Origin of the sequence: Agrobacterium sp. M50-1 (genome assembly GCF_049843495.1) — a bacterium.
In the GTDB taxonomy this organism is placed as follows: Bacteria; Pseudomonadota; Alphaproteobacteria; order Rhizobiales; family Rhizobiaceae; genus Agrobacterium; species Agrobacterium radiobacter.
On record NZ_JBBHZH010000004.1, the window covers coordinates 62,959 to 79,004 of the forward strand.

Genomic DNA, 16,046 nt, shown 5'->3' on the forward strand with positions numbered 1-16,046 from the left:
AGATGGTTTCTGAAGCGCCGCCGTTCTGGTGGCAGAAAGCGGGCTGGCAGGCGTGGCTCCTGTCACCTTTCTCGCTTCTTTACGGCAAGGTTGCCGGCCGGCGGATGCGAACGGCAAAAAGGGCAAGCGTTCCCGTTCCGGTTATCTGCATCGGCAACTTCACCGTGGGTGGGGCCGGCAAGACGCCGACGGCGATGGCAATTGCGAGAGCCGCCGTTGCAAAAGGCCTGAAACCCGGATTTCTCAGCCGCGGTTATGGCGGCACGCTTGACGTTACCACCCTTGTCGATCCCGGACAGCACCGCTCCGCCGATGTCGGCGATGAGCCGCTGCTCCTGGCGCGCGAGGCCGTCACGGTCATCTCCCGCAAGCGGGTGGAAGGCGCACACCGGCTGGTGAAGGAAGGCGTCGATCTCATCATCATGGATGATGGTTTCCAGAGCGCGCGCCTGACGCTGGATTATGCGCTTGTTGTCATCGATACGATGCGCGGCATCGGCAATGGCCATCTCGTGCCGGGCGGTCCGGTAAGAGCGCCGCTTGCCGAACAGATGCGGCATATGACCGGGCTCCTGAAGGTCGGCAATGGCCATGCGGCCGACGCGCTGGTCAGGCAGGCGGCAAAGGCTGCCAAACCCGTCTTCGTTGCGGCGATCACGCCGCAGGAGCCGCAGGATTTCAGGGGAAGGCGCGTGCTGGCCTATGCGGGCATCGCCGACCCGGCCAAGTTTTATCGAACCGTCGAGGCGCTCGGCGGCGACATCGTGCTGCAGCGCTCTTTCCCGGATCACCACCACTTCAGCGATGACGAGATCGCCGATCTTCTGCAGGACGCCGGTAAAGAGAAGCTGCAACTGGTGACCACGGCCAAGGATGCGGTGCGGCTCAACGGCCACCACGGCCGGGCGGAAGAATTGCTGTGGAACAGCCTGCTGATCGAAATCGACATGGTGTTCGACGACCCCAATGCCGCCGCGACCATTATCGATACGGCGGTAGGGAACTGCCGCGCGCGTTTGCTGCGGGAAAATGCACGAACGTCGGTTTAGAGGGTGATGGCAAAGTGCGAAAACCTCTCCTCCGTCATGCTCGGGCCTGTCCCGAGCATCTGCGGCCTATCGATTTTACGATAGGTGATTGGATCCTCGGGACAGGCCCGAGGATGACGCCGGGTGTTGAAGGCGTTTGCAGTCTTTTGGAATTTTTCCCGGACGAAAACCGCTATGTATTTACTGGAAATACTCTGCGCGCCGTTCCCGCTTACACCGGCAAATTACCAGCCTTCTTTTCGGCCTCCAGCGAAGCCGCCGCATCCACATAGGCTTCCTGCCTCGCTACGCTCCAGTAGCGCAGCTCATCAACCGGGATTGTCTTGCCTGTCGTGGCGCAGATGACATGCGAGCCGGTCTGGACGATGCGGAAGTCACCGTCGAGATATTCGATGACGGCGAGGCGGTTGCCGCCTCCTTCAAATCTGTTCATCCGTTTTCGTCTCCTGCTCTGTCCTGTCAGGGCACCCAGTCCGAAACGGCGTAGCGTTTTCCTGAACAATGCGGATGCTCCAGTATCCTGAATTTATATAGGCCGGCGCGGCGCAAGGCCAGCCCCGCCTGCTTGCGGCTGGATGAAGGCGTCAGCTGCGGCCGAAGAGCCGTTCTATATCGGAAAGTTTCAGTTCGATATAGGTCGGACGGCCATGATTGCACTGGCCCGAGCCCGGCGTGTTTTCCATCTGCCGCAGAAGCGCGTTCATCTCTTCCGGCCGCATGCGCCGGCCGGAGCGCACCGAGCCGTGGCAGGCCATGGTGGCCGCGACATATTCCAGCTTGTTGGCAAGCGTGGAGGCGGCGTCCCATTCGGCGATCTCGTCGGCGAGCTGACGCACCAGCCCCTGCACATTGACTTCGCCCAGCATGGCGGGCGTTTCCCGGACGGCGACCGCGCCCGGTCCGAAACGTTCGATGACGAGCCCCAGCGCATCGAACCCGGCGGCGTGATCCATCAACCGGTCGCAATCCTCTTCCGGCAAATCGATGATTTCAGGGATGAGCAGCACCTGCGACGGCGGACGCCGGGAATGCAGGGCATTGCGCATTTCCTCGAACACCAGCCGCTCATGCGCGGCATGCTGGTCGACGATGACAAGGCCGTTTTCCGTCTGCGCGATGATGTAGTTCTCGTGCAGCTGCGCCCGCGCAGCTCCGAGCGGGTAAAGCACGGGTTCCGGCGAGGGGCTCGCGGCGGTCTCGTAAATCTCCCGAGGCTCGGTCCGCGCCGTCGGCATGGTGATATCGGAAAAGCGCGACTGCACCGCCTCGGCAAATTGCATGTCCCCGGAAACCGCAAGCGGTCGCGAAGGCGAGGTGGCGGCGGACCATGGCGCGGCGGCTGCCATGGAAGGCGAGGGTCGAAGGCCGGAGGGGCTGTAGCCGGGGCGGAAGGCGTTCATCATCTGGCTCGCACCCGTCGTTGCGGCCCTGTCGCCGTCGCGCGTCAGCGCCTGCCGGATCGCGCCGACAATCAGCCCGCGAATGAGGCCGGGATCGCGAAAACGCACGTCGGATTTCGCCGGATGCACGTTCACATCCACAAAGGCGGGGTCGAGCGTGATGGACAGCACCGCGACCGGATACCGCCCATGCGGCACGGTTTCGGCATAAGCGCCGCGAATGGCGGATAAAAGCAGTTTGTCCTGCACCGGGCGGCCGTTGACGAAGACATATTGATGCGCCGAGTTGCCGCGATTGAAGGTCGGAACACCGGCAAAACCGGAGAGCGTCACGTCCTCGCGCCCGGCATCGATCTCGATGGCGTTGTCCTTGAACTCGGCGCCCAGAATCTGCGCCATGCGGGCCAGATGATCATCGCCGGTCGAAGGAATTTCGAGCGTCGAACGGTCCGTGCCTGATAACACGAAACGGATATGCGGGAAGGCGATCGCCATGCGCTTGACGACTTCGGTGATCGCGGCCGCCTCGGCCCGTTCCGTCTTCAGGAATTTCAGCCGCGCTGGGGTGGCGAAAAACAGGTCGCGCACCTCGACGATTGTACCGGCATTCGAGGCGGCGGGCCGGACATCGGACACCTTGCCGCCGGTGACGGATATCACCGAACCCTGTTCAGCGCCCTGTTGCCGGCTGGTAATCGTCAGCTTGGCGACAGAGCCGATGGAGGGCAACGCCTCCCCACGAAACCCGAGCGTGCGGATATCATCCAGCGTATCGGAAATTTTCGAGGTGCAGTGACGCCTGACCGCAAGCTCCAGATCGGCAGGTGACATGCCGGAACCGTTATCGGTAATCCGCACCAGTCCCTTGCCGCCGCCCGCCGTGGCGATCTCGATCCGGGTCGCGCCCGCGTCGATGGCGTTTTCCACCAGTTCCTTCGTGGCGCTGGAGGGTCTTTCGATGACCTCACCGGCGGCGATCTGGTTGATAAGGGTTTCTGAAAGCTGCTTGATGGCCATGATTGTCATTTTCGCGGATTCGCTACGGCTTCGAAAGCAAAAAACTCGGGCTACGGAAATTTGCACATGTTTTACGGTCCCTTGGGCATTTGATCATTTCCGTCAACATGGCGCTAAGCGTTAATCCGCCTTTAATCGGCCTTGATTATGGTGAGGCGGCTTGAAATGACCGCAGGAACGGGGGCCGCCTTCGCCGGGTGGCGTGTGACGTCGACTATGGGTGAGCGTCATCTTCCCCTCAAGACTGCTTCAAGTTGCAAACCCTGATGTCTCTTTTGCGGAATTTTTCGTTTCATCCCGGCATTTGCCCTGGACGATTCCACTAGAAACATAAGCCTGACCCCTGAAAAACAGGCGGGAGTTTGCAGTTGAGTGATTTGGCGTCCTCTGGCGCGGGCGTTCATACGGTGATGCTTGATGCCCTTTGCGACGCGCTTGGCGCGGCGATCGTCGTTTACGACCGTAATGATCACATTATTTTCGCAAGCCGGAAACTCCTCAGCTTTTTTCCGCTGGAAGAGGCCGTCATCGGCCCGGGCGCGCGGCTGCGCGACTATCTGAGCGCGCTTTACGATTGTTATCTGCTCGAGGCGGAAAGCCTCTCCGCCAATGCCCGCCCGCTCGGCCGGGAGGAATGGATCGGCGAGCGGCTGGCACTGCACTGGAAGGAAAGATCGGAAAAAACCGAACGGCTGAAGGGAGAGCGCTTCCTGCGCTTCGTCATGAACCGCCTGCCGTCCGGCCTCGGCATCAGCGTGGTTGCGGATATTTCCGAACAGAAGAAACGTGAAGAGCAATGGCGCATCGATCTCGAGCGCGTGCAGCTCATCGAGGATATTCTCGACAATCTGCCATTTCCCGTCTTCGTCAAGGATCGGAACATGGCCTATGCCGCTGTCAACAAATCCGCCTGCGCCCTTGTTGAGACAAGTCCCGAGAGCATTCTTGGCCGGACCGTTTTCGATCTCCACTCGCGCAAGGTTGCCGGACGGATCGATATCGCCGATCGTATGGTGCTGGATAGCGGCACGCCGACTGTCATCCCCGAAAGGGTGCGGCGTCTTAGTGGCGAAGAGGTGCTGACCATCACCCGTAAGCAGCGTGTGGGCAGGCCCGGCCGGTATTTTCTGGTGACGACGATGGAGGACGTGACCGCTCTTGCCACCATCGATGCCAATGGCATGCCCGTCATTCCCTCGCTCGAACATGTTCCTTTCGTGGCCTCCATCTATGGCAAGGACGAGGAAACGGACAATCGCGGCGGGGTTTTAAAGAGCAAGGCGGTGCTGGTCGTCTCTGAAAACGGGCGTTTTGCGGAAGCCGCCGGTCGTCTTTTGACCGCGGGCGGCATGGACCATGCAGCGGTGAAGAGCGAGGACGAGCAGCGTGCATTCATCGATGTTGCTGCTTCCGCCGGTGTGAGCATCGATGTGGTCGTTGTCGACGCCCAGATGAGCGTTGCATGCCTCGATATTGCCGCCGCGCATGATCTGCCCGTCGTTACCATCGAGGAAGAGGAGATAGACGCTTCCCTGCTGCATTATCTTGCCGCCGGGTTGAAATCCTCCCCGAAGGAGAAAGCCGCTGACGAGGACTGGGAGATCATGACGGAGGATCTGCCTGAAATACTCAAGACCGGCGGCGTCTGCGAGATACTTCTCGTCGAGGACAACAGGGTCAACCAGATCGTCTTTTCGCAGATACTCGAAGGCCTGGGGCTTTCCTGGCGGCTCGCCACCTCGGGCGAGGAGGCGCTGCGCCTCTTCGCTGAACAGCCGCCTTCCGCCGTCCTGCTCGACACGACGCTGGGCGATATCGACGGCTTCGAGGTCGCCCGACGCATGCGCGGCCTGGGCGGCGAGAAACACATTCCCATCGTCGGCGTCATCACCCACGCATTCGAGGGCGATCTCGACAAGTGCCAAGCCTCCGGCATGGACGACATGCTGCTGAAACCCGTCAGCCCTGACATGGTCGAGGCGGTTTTCCTGCGGCTTTTCGGCAAGGACGCCTTGCGACTGCAGGCCTGAAATTGCCATTGCCGGGAGGCTATGGCTTTTTTAATACTTGCCCTGCATTGTGAGCGCGGTCGACACAGGATTCACGAGATGCAGGAATGAAACGGGCAGAGCCGCAATCGTTGCAGGTCAGCCAGAACGAGTTGCAGGCGATGGCCTACAGCGACCCGCTGACGGGGCTCGGCAACCGCTACCGTCTGCGGGACAAGATTCGCATGCTTGCCAGCGAGCGCTCCAGCGATCCCGCTCCCTTCACGGTCGGCATTGCCAATATAGACGGCTTCAAACCCATCAACGATCTTTTCGGCGTGCAGGCGGGCGATGAAATCCTCTGCCAGGTCGCGCACCGGCTGAAGGCCTGCATTCCCGATGGCGCGGTCGTGACGCGTCATGACGGTGACGAATTCGCCTTCGTGCTGCCGCTGGTGTTCGAGCGCACCGGAGCGGAGCGCATCGGTAACATGATCAAGGACGTGCTTTCCGCCCCTTATGATCTCGGCGACCGCAACGTCCGGCTTTCTTCCTCCTTCGGTTTCGCCATCTATCCCTTCGCCGGCGATGAATTCGAGGATTTGCTGAAAAGCGCCGAGACGGCGCTCTACCGGTCCAAGAGACGTGGCCGCGGCCAGATCACGGTTTATTCGCGCGAGATCGCGCAGGAGATGAAGCGCGCCACGCAGCTGGAACAGGCGCTCAGAAACGCCATCATTACAGATGCCATCGATGTGCATTTCCAGCCCATCGTCAGGCTGGAAGAGGCGAAGGTCATCGGTTTCGAGGCGCTGGCTCGCTGGAACGATCCGGACCTCGGTTTCGTATCGCCCGCCGTTTTTGTGCCGCTCGCCGAAGAGCGCGGTTTCATCGATGCGCTGTCGGAAGCGCTGCTTAGAAAGGCGGCGGAAGCGGCCCTGTTCTGGCCGCGTGAACTCTTTCTGTCCTTCAATCTCTCTTCCGCGCAATTGATGGACCCCAGCACGGCGGACAATATTCTGTCCATCCTCTCGCGTGTCGGCCTCGATCCGCATCGGCTGGAGCTTGAAATCACCGAAACGGCCGTCATGACGTCTGCCGATACCGCGCAGCGCATCATCAGCGAGTTGCAGAGCGCCGGCGTTCGCATTTCGCTTGACGATTTCGGAACCGGCCAGTCCAGCCTCGGCCGCCTGCGGGATTTCACCTTCGACAAGGTGAAGATCGACCGCGCCTTCGTGTCGCGCATCAGCAGCGACCGCCCTTCCGAACATATCATCAAGGCCATCGTCGCCATGTGCGAAGGGCTCGATCTTGAAGTCGTGGCCGAGGGAATAGAAGAACGGGCGGAAGAGGAAAAGCTGCGTGCGCTCGGCTGCGCCATGGGGCAGGGGTACTTCTACGGCCGCCCCGCCGATGCCGCGGCGACCCAGCGATATCTGCACGAGAATTACCGCGAGATATTGTCGGATATTTCCTGAGACAGAGCGGTCTGGCCGCGGCTGCAAGGCGGCGGACGCAATCTCCACCTTCCCTCATTCCTGTGACAAGCGCAGGAATGAGGAGAGTGCGGTGTGTGCCGCGTCTCAGAGCCTGTAAAGCGGCTCGAACCGGCCCTTGACCTCAACCCCAAGCTCGAACGTCAACCCATGCTGCGGATTGGCGGCAAGGGCGTCTTCATCAAGATGTTCGCGCGCCGAGGTGACGAGAAGGCGCGATGCGTCGGGGCCGATGAAGGCCGGGCAGGTCGTCTGTTTGCCGGGTACTTCATATCGGGCGATGTGGTTGCCGTCCGTATCGTAACGATCCACCGCACCCTCGCCCCAGCGGGCGTTCCAGATATGCCCTTCGGCATCGCAGACGGATCCGTCCACGCCGCCTTTGACCCCAGTGGAATCGATGAAGACTTCCGCCTTGCCGGAGGGCAGGCCGGTCCCGGCGTCAAGCGGCACCCGCATCAGTTTGTTCACCTTGGTATCGACGTAGTATCCCGTCGCGCCATCGGGCGAGAAGCAGATCGAATTCGGAATGCTGATCTCGGCAAACAGCTTCGTCACGATGCCTTTGGAAACATGGTAGATGCTGCCCGCGCCGATTTCCGCCTTGCGGCCCATGGTGCCGATCCACAGCGCGCCGGACGGGTGCATGCGCCCGTCATTGGAGCGGTTGCCGGGCAGGTCCTTTTCCAGCTCCGCATGCAGGGTCAGCACGCCGGTGGCCGTATCACGCAGGAAAAGTCCGTCATCGGAGGCGATCAGCTGCCTGCTGTCGCTGACCTTGGCGAGCGCGCTGCCCATGAAGGGCAGGGCGTGCACGGTCTTGCGGCCGGAGGCGAGATGCAGCTCGTGCAGTTCCCGCTCGAGAATATTGAACCACCAGGCGGTGCCGGTCGCAGGGTCGAAGGTCGGGCCTTCGCCGAGCAGCATCGGCGTCTCGTCCAGAACACGTCCGGCAAAGGGAAAAACAGTCGCCAAGCTCTTATCCTCCGATGGCTGCGTCATAGGCTGAAAGTGTGACAATGGCGCGTTCGCGCACCTCCGCCGCCGTCATGCCCGGCTTGTAAAGGCTGGTTCCGAGACCGAAAGCGGTAATGCCGGCCGAGGTATATTCGGCGAAATTCCTGTCCGAGACGCCGCCGACGGCGGCAATGACCAGATCCTTCGGCAGGATCGTCCTGATGGCATTGATGCCCGCGGGGCCGATGATGCTGGCGGGGAAAAATTTAAGCCCGGTCGCCCCGGCCTTCGCGGCCACCAGCGCTTCGGTGGGGGTCAGAACACCCGGCATCGTCACCATGCCCTTGACGCGGGCGGCGACGATCACATCGGCATCGGCATTGGGGCTCACCATCAGCTTGCCGCCGGCCGCATCCAGCGAGGCGACGTCTTCCACGCTGAGAACTGTGCCCGCGCCGATCAGGCAATCGGCGGGCGCCATCTTGGCGGCGATCTCGATTGAGCGGAACGGATCGGGCGAATTGAGCGGGATCTCAATGGCGCGGAAGCCGGTTTCGATCAGCGCGCCGACGACGCCTTCGGTTTCCTCGGGCTTCAGACCGCGCAGGATGGCGATCAGCGGATATTTGATTGAAGGGAAGGGAATACGCATGATGTCTCTTTATCCTATGGCCAGATGGCATTTGCAGCGGCGAGCAATCCGCGCCGCACGGCCTCGTCGGCGTCGATGACCGTATATTGAATCTCGAGGGCTGCGAAGGCGCCCTCATAAAGCGCGCCGAGCGCACCGGAGCCGATCAGCACCACGGGCGTCTCCCGCCGTGCCGTCGAATGCGCACCCGCGATTTCCAGCCCGATCATGATGCCGGAGAGCTTGGCCTTGGCGTCGGTGGCGGTAAGCCCGTGCAGCAATTGCCCGGAGCGCAGGGTGAAAAGGCGATTGGTCGCAAGCGCGGGATGGGCGTAAATATCGCGCACCGCCGCCGTGAAAGCGTCATGTGCGCCGGTGAAGGCTTCGGCCTCGGCCACCGCATGGGAAAGTATCGTCTGCTTCGAGACGACTTCGAAGAGTTCACCGGTCATGAAAGTGGCAAAGCCCGTCACGCCGCCGTCCTTGACGGTCACCCATTTGGAATGGGTGCCGGGCATGCAGACGAGTTTTTCACCGGCGTCCGAAGAAGCGAGAGCGCCGAGCAATTGCGTTTCCTCGCCGCGCATCACGTCGGGCGCGTTTTTATCCCGCTGCGCCAGCCCCGGCAGAATGCGCACATCCCGCACCTGGCCCGGCACGCGAACCGCGCCATCGAGAACCGCCGAAAGCGATGCCGGCACGTCGATATAACCCGCTTCGACCCAGCCTTGCCGCGCGCCCGCCATGCCGCAGACGAGAACCGGCAAATCTTCCGGCGCGCCGATGGCGTCCAGATGCGATTGCAATACGTCGGCAAAACCGGTCCGCATGGCGGTGGTCATGCCTTCCGCGCTTCGGCGCTCCGCCAGCACCGCGCCCGATCGGCTCATGAGCCAGAGCCGGAAACTGGTCGTACCCCAGTCGACGGCGATGAAAGCGGGTTCAGACATTATAGAAGGCCTCCGTCTACGATTATGGATTGCGCCGTGATGGCGCTTGATGCCGATGATGCGAGAAACAGGCACGGACCCGCCAGATCGGCGGCGACGAGCGTGCGTTTCAGGCATTGCCGCGCCGTGGTGGCGCTAATGCTCTCATCCGTCAGCCATAGCTCCTTCTGCCGCTCCGTCACGATCATGCCGGGCAGCAGCGTGTTGACGCGGATGTTTTCCGGCCCCAGCCGGCCGGCGAGGCTTTTTGTCAGCCCGATGATACCGGCCTTGGCCGCCGCATAGGACGGCAGCTCGCCCATGTTGAGCAGAAACGAGATGGACGAAAAATTGACGATGGACGCGTCCTTCGCCTGCCGGAGATGGGGAAGTGCGGCCTGAACGGTGAAGAACATCTGCTTGAGATTGACCGCCTGATTGGCGTCCCAATAGGCTTCGGTCACCGTTTCTATATCATGACGATCGTCCCAGGCGGCGTTGTTGACCAGCACCCTGATGCCGCCGGTGGCCAAGGACGCCGCCTCCACCGTCTTTCCGATCGCCGCGATATCGCGAAGGTCGGTTTTGAAGAAGTGGACCGGATGCTGCGCCGTTGTCGCAAGCCGCTTTACGAGCGCCAAGCTAGGCTCTTCGGCAATGTCGATGAACGAAACCTTCGCTCCCTGCATCGCGAAGGCTTCCACCAGCGATGCCCCTATGCCGGAACCGCCGCCGGTTACAAGCACGCCCGCATCCTTTAGGTCCGGAAATTGGGCTTGCGTCATTGGCGTCATCTCGTCCATTGAAAGGCTTGATTGTTCCATTATTTGGAACTAGATTTTACTAAATGGAATTATTCTCTTGGCGTCACGCTTATGTCAAGGCAGATGACGGTGGATGTTGCCATGCCCGACAATAAAAAACCCAATGGGCAAAAGCCTGAAACGGTTCCGATGCCGCAACGGAAAGCCGGAGTTGAGACGGGCACGCTTGGCAAGGCTGTCTCGCTGCTGGAACTGATCGCCTTTGCCGACAAGCCGATGCGCTTTACCGATGTGGTCGAAGCCTGCGGCCAGCCGCGCGGCACGGTTCACCGCCAGCTCGCCCATCTCGTCGCCGAAGGCCTTGTCGATCACGCTGCCGATCAGACCTATGCCGTGGGGCTGAGGCTGCTGCAACTGGCCGCGAAAGCCTGGAGCGGCAACGACCTGCGCAGCATCGCGGCCCCACATCTGGCAGCGTTGCAGGAAATGACGCAGGAATCCGTACATCTCGCCGTGTTGAACGGCAGGCAGGTGACCTATCTCGACAAGATGGAGGGGCAGCACACATTGCGCATGCATTCGCAGGTCGGCAAAACCTCACCGGTCTATTGCACGGGGGTGGGCAAGGCGGCGCTGTCGCTGCTCGCCGGTGATGAACTGGCGGCGCTGACTGCGGAACTCGATTTTCATCGCTTCACGGAAAACACGATCACGACGACGGACGCGCTGATGGCTGACGTGGCGACCATTCGCGACAATGGCTACGGTTTCGACCTTCAGGAGCACGAGATCGGGATTCATTGCGTTGCCGCACCGGTCCGGGCGCCCGGGCGCAATTTTCGCGCGGCGATCTCCGTCACCGGTCCGGCCTATCGTGTGGATGTGGAACAGCTTCGCAAATGGGCCCCTCTGGTGCGCGAGACTGCCGATAGAATTTCCGATGATCTTGCCTGCAGATTATCCCCGGTTGCGGATGGTTGAGGAAAACACGGGGGCGCAGATAGGGGGATTTTCCCTGATGGAAGCGCGGGGACACGTCCATACAGATGCATTTGATATTATTTTCGACTATTCTGAATTAAGTTTTCAACTTTTGTTTGCATGAATCATTTTGGTGAGTAACATCCGCAACAATTTCCGGGCAAAGGCGGGCCTTTGCGGCGGCATTTTCTCATTCTCGAAGAACAGCTTTGATGCAGAAAACAGAGACGGCCGCCGTTCAGTCGATTGGTGTTGATTGCGTTCGCGAGATCGCCGATCTCAACACGCAATTCGATATATTCCGGTTTCTGAAGCGGCTGACGGAGGCCTGGGAATTCAGGGCTTTCATGGTGCTCGACCTGTCCTCGGAAGTGGCGAGCGAACTGTCGCAATATACTGTCATCACCAGCTGGCCGGCCGAGCTTTTGCAGCGCTACGATGAAGAGGGCATGCTGCAGACCAGCCTGGTGATGGCGCAGTTAAAAAAATCGACCGTCCCCTTTTCCGTCTCGATGGATTTTCTGGCCAGAGGCGAGGGAGAAACCGCCAAGAAAACCGTGATCAACCTTTTCGAACGTTTCGAGATGATCAATTCGGTATGGTTTCCCGTTCACGACATCACCATGCGACGCGGCGCGGTCTCGTTTTCAGGCAACAAGGCAGCTCTGCCCGCCAGCCGGCTTGCCGAGCTCTTCTACATTTCCAGCCATGTCTTTGCCCGGCTATCTGAAATACGACGCCTCGATCTCAGGGTTCCCGAAACTTTGAGCGAGCGGGAGATCGACTGTCTGAACTGGACCGCCGCCGGCAAGACCAGCGCTGAAATTGCGGAAATCATGATGCTGTCGGAACATACCATCAATCATTACCTGAACCGCGCGACGAAAAAACTCGACACGGTCAACCGCACCCAGGCTGTCGCCAAAGCGCTGCGGGTTGGCCTGATAAAATAGCGAAACCGTAATTTTATCATTGTGATAAAGCGCTTCCTGGGCGATCCTCCTTTCGAATCACCGGAAAGGAGAAATCGTTTGCCGGAACGGCATAGGGTAAAAGCGGGATTTTCTCCGACTATCGACTGCGCCGTGCTGATAGCCGCTGCCGAAAAAGGCTTTGCTGCCGATGAGGGCATAGAACTCGAACTTTTCCGAAAACAGTCCGCGCGCGCCGTGCTTGCGGCGCTTGGCGAGGATGGCGTTCATGTCGCGCATCTGCCTGCTCCGGTTCCCGTTGGTTCCGCTGTTGGCCTGGATGACCTGCCGGCCGATATTGTCGGCGTTTTCACACTCTCCCTTGGCGGATCGGCAACGACCGTTTCACACGGATTTTACGACGAACTTTATCGCGAAGGACTGAAGCTGCCGGATCCGGCGGCTTTTGGGCGGGCCATGGCCCGTGTCTGCGCCGCACGCCGGGCGGCAGGTGGAACCCCGCCGGTCTTTGCGGTCGAGGATATTGTCTCCACGCCATTTTACGCCCTGCGTTATCTGCTCGGAAGCTGCGGCGTGCTGCTCGGCCGGGACATGGAAATCGTCGAAGCCCTGCCGAAGGCGATGCCATCGCTGCTGGAAAGCGGCAAGGTCGATGCGCTCTGTACCGCCGAACCGGCGGGCAGCGCCGTGGTGCTGGGCGGCGCCGGCCGTATCGTCACCACGGGCGCGCTGATCTGGCACAATGCGCCGGAAAAGATACTGGCCGTGAAGACGCGCTGGGCAGAGGAAAACGCCGCCCTTCTGGAAGGGCTGCTGCGGGCGCTTTATCGCGCCGGCGAATGGTGCGCCAACGCCGCCAACATAGAAGAACTGGCCGGCATCCTCGCCGCGCCTCAATATCTGGATGAGAACGGCGAATTCCTGCTGCCGGCGCTGACGGGCTATATTTCCACCTCGCAGCGGGACATGCAGCGCTTTCAGGAGTTTTTCGTGACGAGCGCCAAGGCCGCCAATTTCCCTTGGCAGAGCCAGGCCCTGTGGTTCTTCAGCCAGATGTTGCGCTGGGGCGAGGTTTCCGCCGATTACCGGCTCGATGCCGCCGTGGTGGAGGCCGCCCGCAACGCCTACCGGCCGGACATTTTCCGCAAGGCCATGAAGCCGCTTTTCGTGCCGGTGCCGGGTGCCAATCTGAAACTCGAAGGCACGTTGCGCGAGCCTGTTCATGTCGGCGCGTCGCGCACGGGTCTGGTGCTCGGGCCCGACTGTTTTTTCGACGGCCATGTTTTCGATCCTGAAACGCTGGCGATGGACGACGAAATCTGAAACGGCAGCGTTAAATCGTCGCGAATGCCTGACTGGCGCGCTTTGGCATTGGCGAAGCGCTCCGGCTTGTCTATGGATGGCACGCAATACCCCGGTCGGACGATGTAGCGGAGCAGGAATATGGCAGAGGTCAGCAAGAGCCAGGTGGAAAAGGCGCTGGAAGCGGTGATCTATCCCGGCAGCGGTAAGAGCATCATCGCACTCGGCATGGTCTCGGAAATCTTCATCGCCGATGCGAAGGCCTATTTCTCGATCACCGTACCGGCCGACAAGGCTGCGGAGATGGAGCCGCTGCGGCTTTCCGCGGAACAGGCGGCCAAAAGCGTTGAGGGCATCGTCGGCGCCGTCGTCGCGCTGACGGCCGATCGCAAGCCCGGCCAGCAGCAACCGGCGCCGGCGCGCCCCGCTGCCGCACCCGGCCGGCCGGCCACACAGCCCGGCTCGTCAAAGGTGGGCGTACCGGGCGTGCGGGCCATCATCGCCGTGGCCTCGGGCAAGGGCGGGGTGGGCAAGTCCACGACCGCGGTCAATCTGGCGCTCGGTCTCCAGTCGCTCGGCCTCAAGGTGGGCATGCTCGATGCCGATATTTACGGCCCTTCGCTGCCGCGATTGCTGAAAATTTCCGGCCGTCCGCAGCAGCAGGAAGACCGCATCATCCTGCCCATGGAAAATTATGGCCTGAAGGTCATGTCCATGGGCTTTCTGGTGGATGAGGAAGCGGCGATGATCTGGCGCGGGCCGATGGTGCAGTCGGCATTGATGCAGATGCTGCGCGAAGTCGCCTGGGGCGAACTGGATGTGCTGGTGCTGGACATGCCGCCCGGCACGGGCGATGCGCAGCTCACCATCGCCCAGCAGGTGCCGCTCGCCGGCGCGGTCATCGTCTCCACGCCGCAGGATCTGGCGCTAATCGATGCGCGCAAGGGCATCACCATGTTCCGCAAGGTGGAGGTGCCGCTGCTCGGCGTCATCGAGAATATGAGCTATTTCATCGCGCCCGATACCGGTGCGCGCTACGATATTTTCGGCCATGGCGGCGCGAAGGCGGAAGCGGAACGGATCGGCGTGCCTTTCCTCGGCGAAGTGCCGCTCACGATCTCCATCCGCGAAATGTCGGATGCCGGAACGCCTGTTGTCGCCGCCGAGCCTGATGGCCCGCAGGCTGCGATCTACCGCGATATCGCGCAAAAAGTCTGGGCGCGCATTGGTGCGAGCGAGCAAAAAGCGGCGCCGAGGATCGTTTTCGAATAATGCGTCAATTACAGGCGCAAAGCGGGCAGGCATCTGCCCGCTTTGAATAATCATTTGAAAACAGAAGATTAACCGGAAGTATCGGGCAGCATGTCAGGATTTGAACTCCAGAGATGCTTCGCCTGCAATGCTGTCGCGAAAAAATATTGCTTGATTGCATCTCGCTTTGGGCGCATACGCCTGCGCCGTTTGGCTCTTGGTCCATCGGGCTGGCGAGATTGTGAAATCCCGCCTGGTCCGGCGCTCCCTGAAGTGTCGTCCAAAGGTTTGCCGACCGCAAACAGGATATGTTAAGCAGCATTGCGGCAAGCCTGCGATGTGGAGCGGAGAAGCGGATTGATAAAAGCCTATCGCGCCAATTGCGAGGCGATCAGCCTGTCGGCAGTCGACGGCTCCGGACCGATTCCCGACGACATCGTCTGGGTCGATCTCGTCAATCCGGACAGGGCGGAAGAGCAGCATGTGGAAAAGCTGCTGGGCGTGGAACTGCCGACGCGCGAAGACCTGAAGGATATCGAGCCTTCCAGTCGTCTCTATATGGAAGACGCCAATGTCTTCATGACCGCATCTCTGGTGTGGAAGGCGGATTCGGATGATCCGCGCCTCACCGATGTCGCCTTCGTTCTGGTTGGCAAACGTCTGGTGACAATCCGTTATGCCGAGCCGAAATCGTTCCACCTTTTCATTGCCGCCATTACCCGCGCGCCGCACGAAATGCGCAGCGGCACGGCGCTGCTTTTGAAACTGCTCGAAACAATCGTCGACCGCACGGCGGAAATTCTTGAAAACTCGGTCGCCGGCATCGACAATCTCGCCGCCGACATTCTCGGCAGCCAGGCTCGTTCCAAACGCAAGGCGCCGCGCTATCTCGAAGACCGCCTGACCAATATCGCCGCCTATCACCGGCTGATCTCGAAGGTCCGCGTCAGCCTCGCATCGCTGGCGCGTCTGCAGACCTTCCTCTCCACCAGCGATCAGGCTCGCGAGGACAAGGGAGCGAGGGAACAGGGAAAGTCGATCGGGCGCGATATTCAATCGCTGAACGAACATGCCTCCTTCGTTTCCGGCAATCTGACCTTCCTGCTTGACGCCTCGCTCGGCATCATCAACATCGAGCAGAACGGCATCATCAAGATATTTTCGATTGCCTCGGTGGTGTTTTTGCCGCCCACGCTGGTAGCCTCGGTTTACGGAATGAACTTTCAACTCATGCCCGAGTTGAACTGGACGTTCGGTTATCCCCTGGCGCTTGTTATCATGCTGATGTCCGCAATCATCCCGTTTCTCTTTTTTCGTTGGAAGGGCTGGCTCTGAGGAGCCAGGAT

14 protein-coding genes are annotated in these 16,046 nt (G+C 60.7%); 8 read left to right on the forward strand and 6 right to left on the reverse strand.

What is annotated here, in order from left to right:
• Positions 1-2 precede the first annotated feature (2 nt).
• On the forward strand, positions 3-1,049 hold the full coding sequence (gene lpxK, locus WDZ78_RS10705; RefSeq protein WP_425673001.1) for a tetraacyldisaccharide 4'-kinase: 1,047 nt from the start codon (positions 3-5) through the stop codon (positions 1,047-1,049).
• A gap of 211 nt (positions 1,050-1,260) precedes the next feature.
• Here the strand turns inward: lpxK and WDZ78_RS10710 are convergent, their stop codons facing one another.
• Positions 1,261-1,482: a DUF2093 domain-containing protein gene (locus WDZ78_RS10710; RefSeq protein ID WP_425673002.1), complete on the reverse strand. Its 222-nt coding sequence runs from the start codon at positions 1,480-1,482 to the stop codon at positions 1,261-1,263.
• Positions 1,483-1,633: 151 nt separating this feature from the next.
• Entirely contained in the window at positions 1,634-3,466 is a 1,833-nt protein-coding gene (mutL, locus tag WDZ78_RS10715; protein ID WP_026363682.1) for a DNA mismatch repair endonuclease MutL, read from the reverse strand.
• 410 nt (positions 3,467-3,876) lie between these two features.
• Between mutL and WDZ78_RS10720 the strand changes: the two genes are divergently transcribed.
• Together WDZ78_RS10720 and WDZ78_RS10725 are read left to right on the forward strand one after the other, a co-directional pair.
• Entirely contained in the window at positions 3,877-5,496 is a 1,620-nt protein-coding gene (locus WDZ78_RS10720; protein ID WP_425673270.1) for a response regulator, read from the forward strand.
• A gap of 86 nt (positions 5,497-5,582) precedes the next feature.
• A complete protein-coding gene (locus WDZ78_RS10725; RefSeq protein ID WP_003503140.1) occupies positions 5,583-6,935 on the forward strand; it encodes a putative bifunctional diguanylate cyclase/phosphodiesterase in 1,353 nt (450 codons plus the stop codon).
• 105 nt (positions 6,936-7,040) lie between these two features.
• Here the strand turns inward: WDZ78_RS10725 and WDZ78_RS10730 are convergent, their stop codons facing one another.
• The 4 genes from WDZ78_RS10730 to WDZ78_RS10745 are packed head-to-tail and all read right to left on the reverse strand — an operon-like array spanning position 7,041 to position 10,273.
• Positions 7,041-7,928 (reverse strand): SMP-30/gluconolactonase/LRE family protein, encoded by an 888-nt coding sequence (locus WDZ78_RS10730; RefSeq protein ID WP_425673003.1) that lies wholly within the window; start codon positions 7,926-7,928, stop codon positions 7,041-7,043.
• Positions 7,929-7,932: 4 nt separating this feature from the next.
• Positions 7,933-8,562 (reverse strand): 2-dehydro-3-deoxy-6-phosphogalactonate aldolase, encoded by a 630-nt coding sequence (locus tag WDZ78_RS10735; RefSeq protein ID WP_425673004.1) that lies wholly within the window; start codon positions 8,560-8,562, stop codon positions 7,933-7,935.
• 14 nt (positions 8,563-8,576) lie between these two features.
• Complete coding sequence (locus WDZ78_RS10740) at positions 8,577-9,491, reverse strand: 2-dehydro-3-deoxygalactonokinase (protein ID WP_425673005.1); 915 nt, start codon at positions 9,489-9,491, stop codon at positions 8,577-8,579.
• Positions 9,491-10,273 (reverse strand): SDR family NAD(P)-dependent oxidoreductase, encoded by a 783-nt coding sequence (locus WDZ78_RS10745; RefSeq protein WP_425673272.1) that lies wholly within the window; start codon positions 10,271-10,273, stop codon positions 9,491-9,493. Before WDZ78_RS10745 ends, WDZ78_RS10740 begins: the two co-directional genes overlap by 1 nt.
• 72 nt (positions 10,274-10,345) lie before the next feature.
• On the opposite strand from WDZ78_RS10745, the gene WDZ78_RS10750 reads away from it, so the two are divergent.
• The 5 genes from WDZ78_RS10750 (at position 10,346) to WDZ78_RS10770 (ending at position 16,035) form a co-directional block, all read left to right on the forward strand.
• Positions 10,346-11,215, forward strand: coding sequence for an IclR family transcriptional regulator (locus WDZ78_RS10750; RefSeq protein WP_425673006.1), 870 nt, complete (start codon positions 10,346-10,348; stop codon positions 11,213-11,215).
• Between the two features lie 212 nt (positions 11,216-11,427).
• Positions 11,428-12,168: a helix-turn-helix transcriptional regulator gene (locus WDZ78_RS10755; RefSeq protein WP_020010554.1), complete on the forward strand. Its 741-nt coding sequence runs from the start codon at positions 11,428-11,430 to the stop codon at positions 12,166-12,168.
• Between the two features lie 78 nt (positions 12,169-12,246).
• Positions 12,247-13,470, forward strand: a complete 1,224-nt coding sequence (locus WDZ78_RS10760) for a CmpA/NrtA family ABC transporter substrate-binding protein (protein WP_026363685.1) — start codon at positions 12,247-12,249, stop codon at positions 13,468-13,470.
• Positions 13,471-13,590: 120 nt separating this feature from the next.
• Complete coding sequence (locus WDZ78_RS10765) at positions 13,591-14,721, forward strand: Mrp/NBP35 family ATP-binding protein (RefSeq protein WP_425673007.1); 1,131 nt, start codon at positions 13,591-13,593, stop codon at positions 14,719-14,721.
• Between the two features lie 336 nt (positions 14,722-15,057).
• Positions 15,058-16,035, forward strand: coding sequence for a magnesium transporter CorA family protein (locus tag WDZ78_RS10770; RefSeq protein WP_425673008.1), 978 nt, complete (start codon positions 15,058-15,060; stop codon positions 16,033-16,035).
• Positions 16,036-16,046 lie beyond the last annotated feature (11 nt).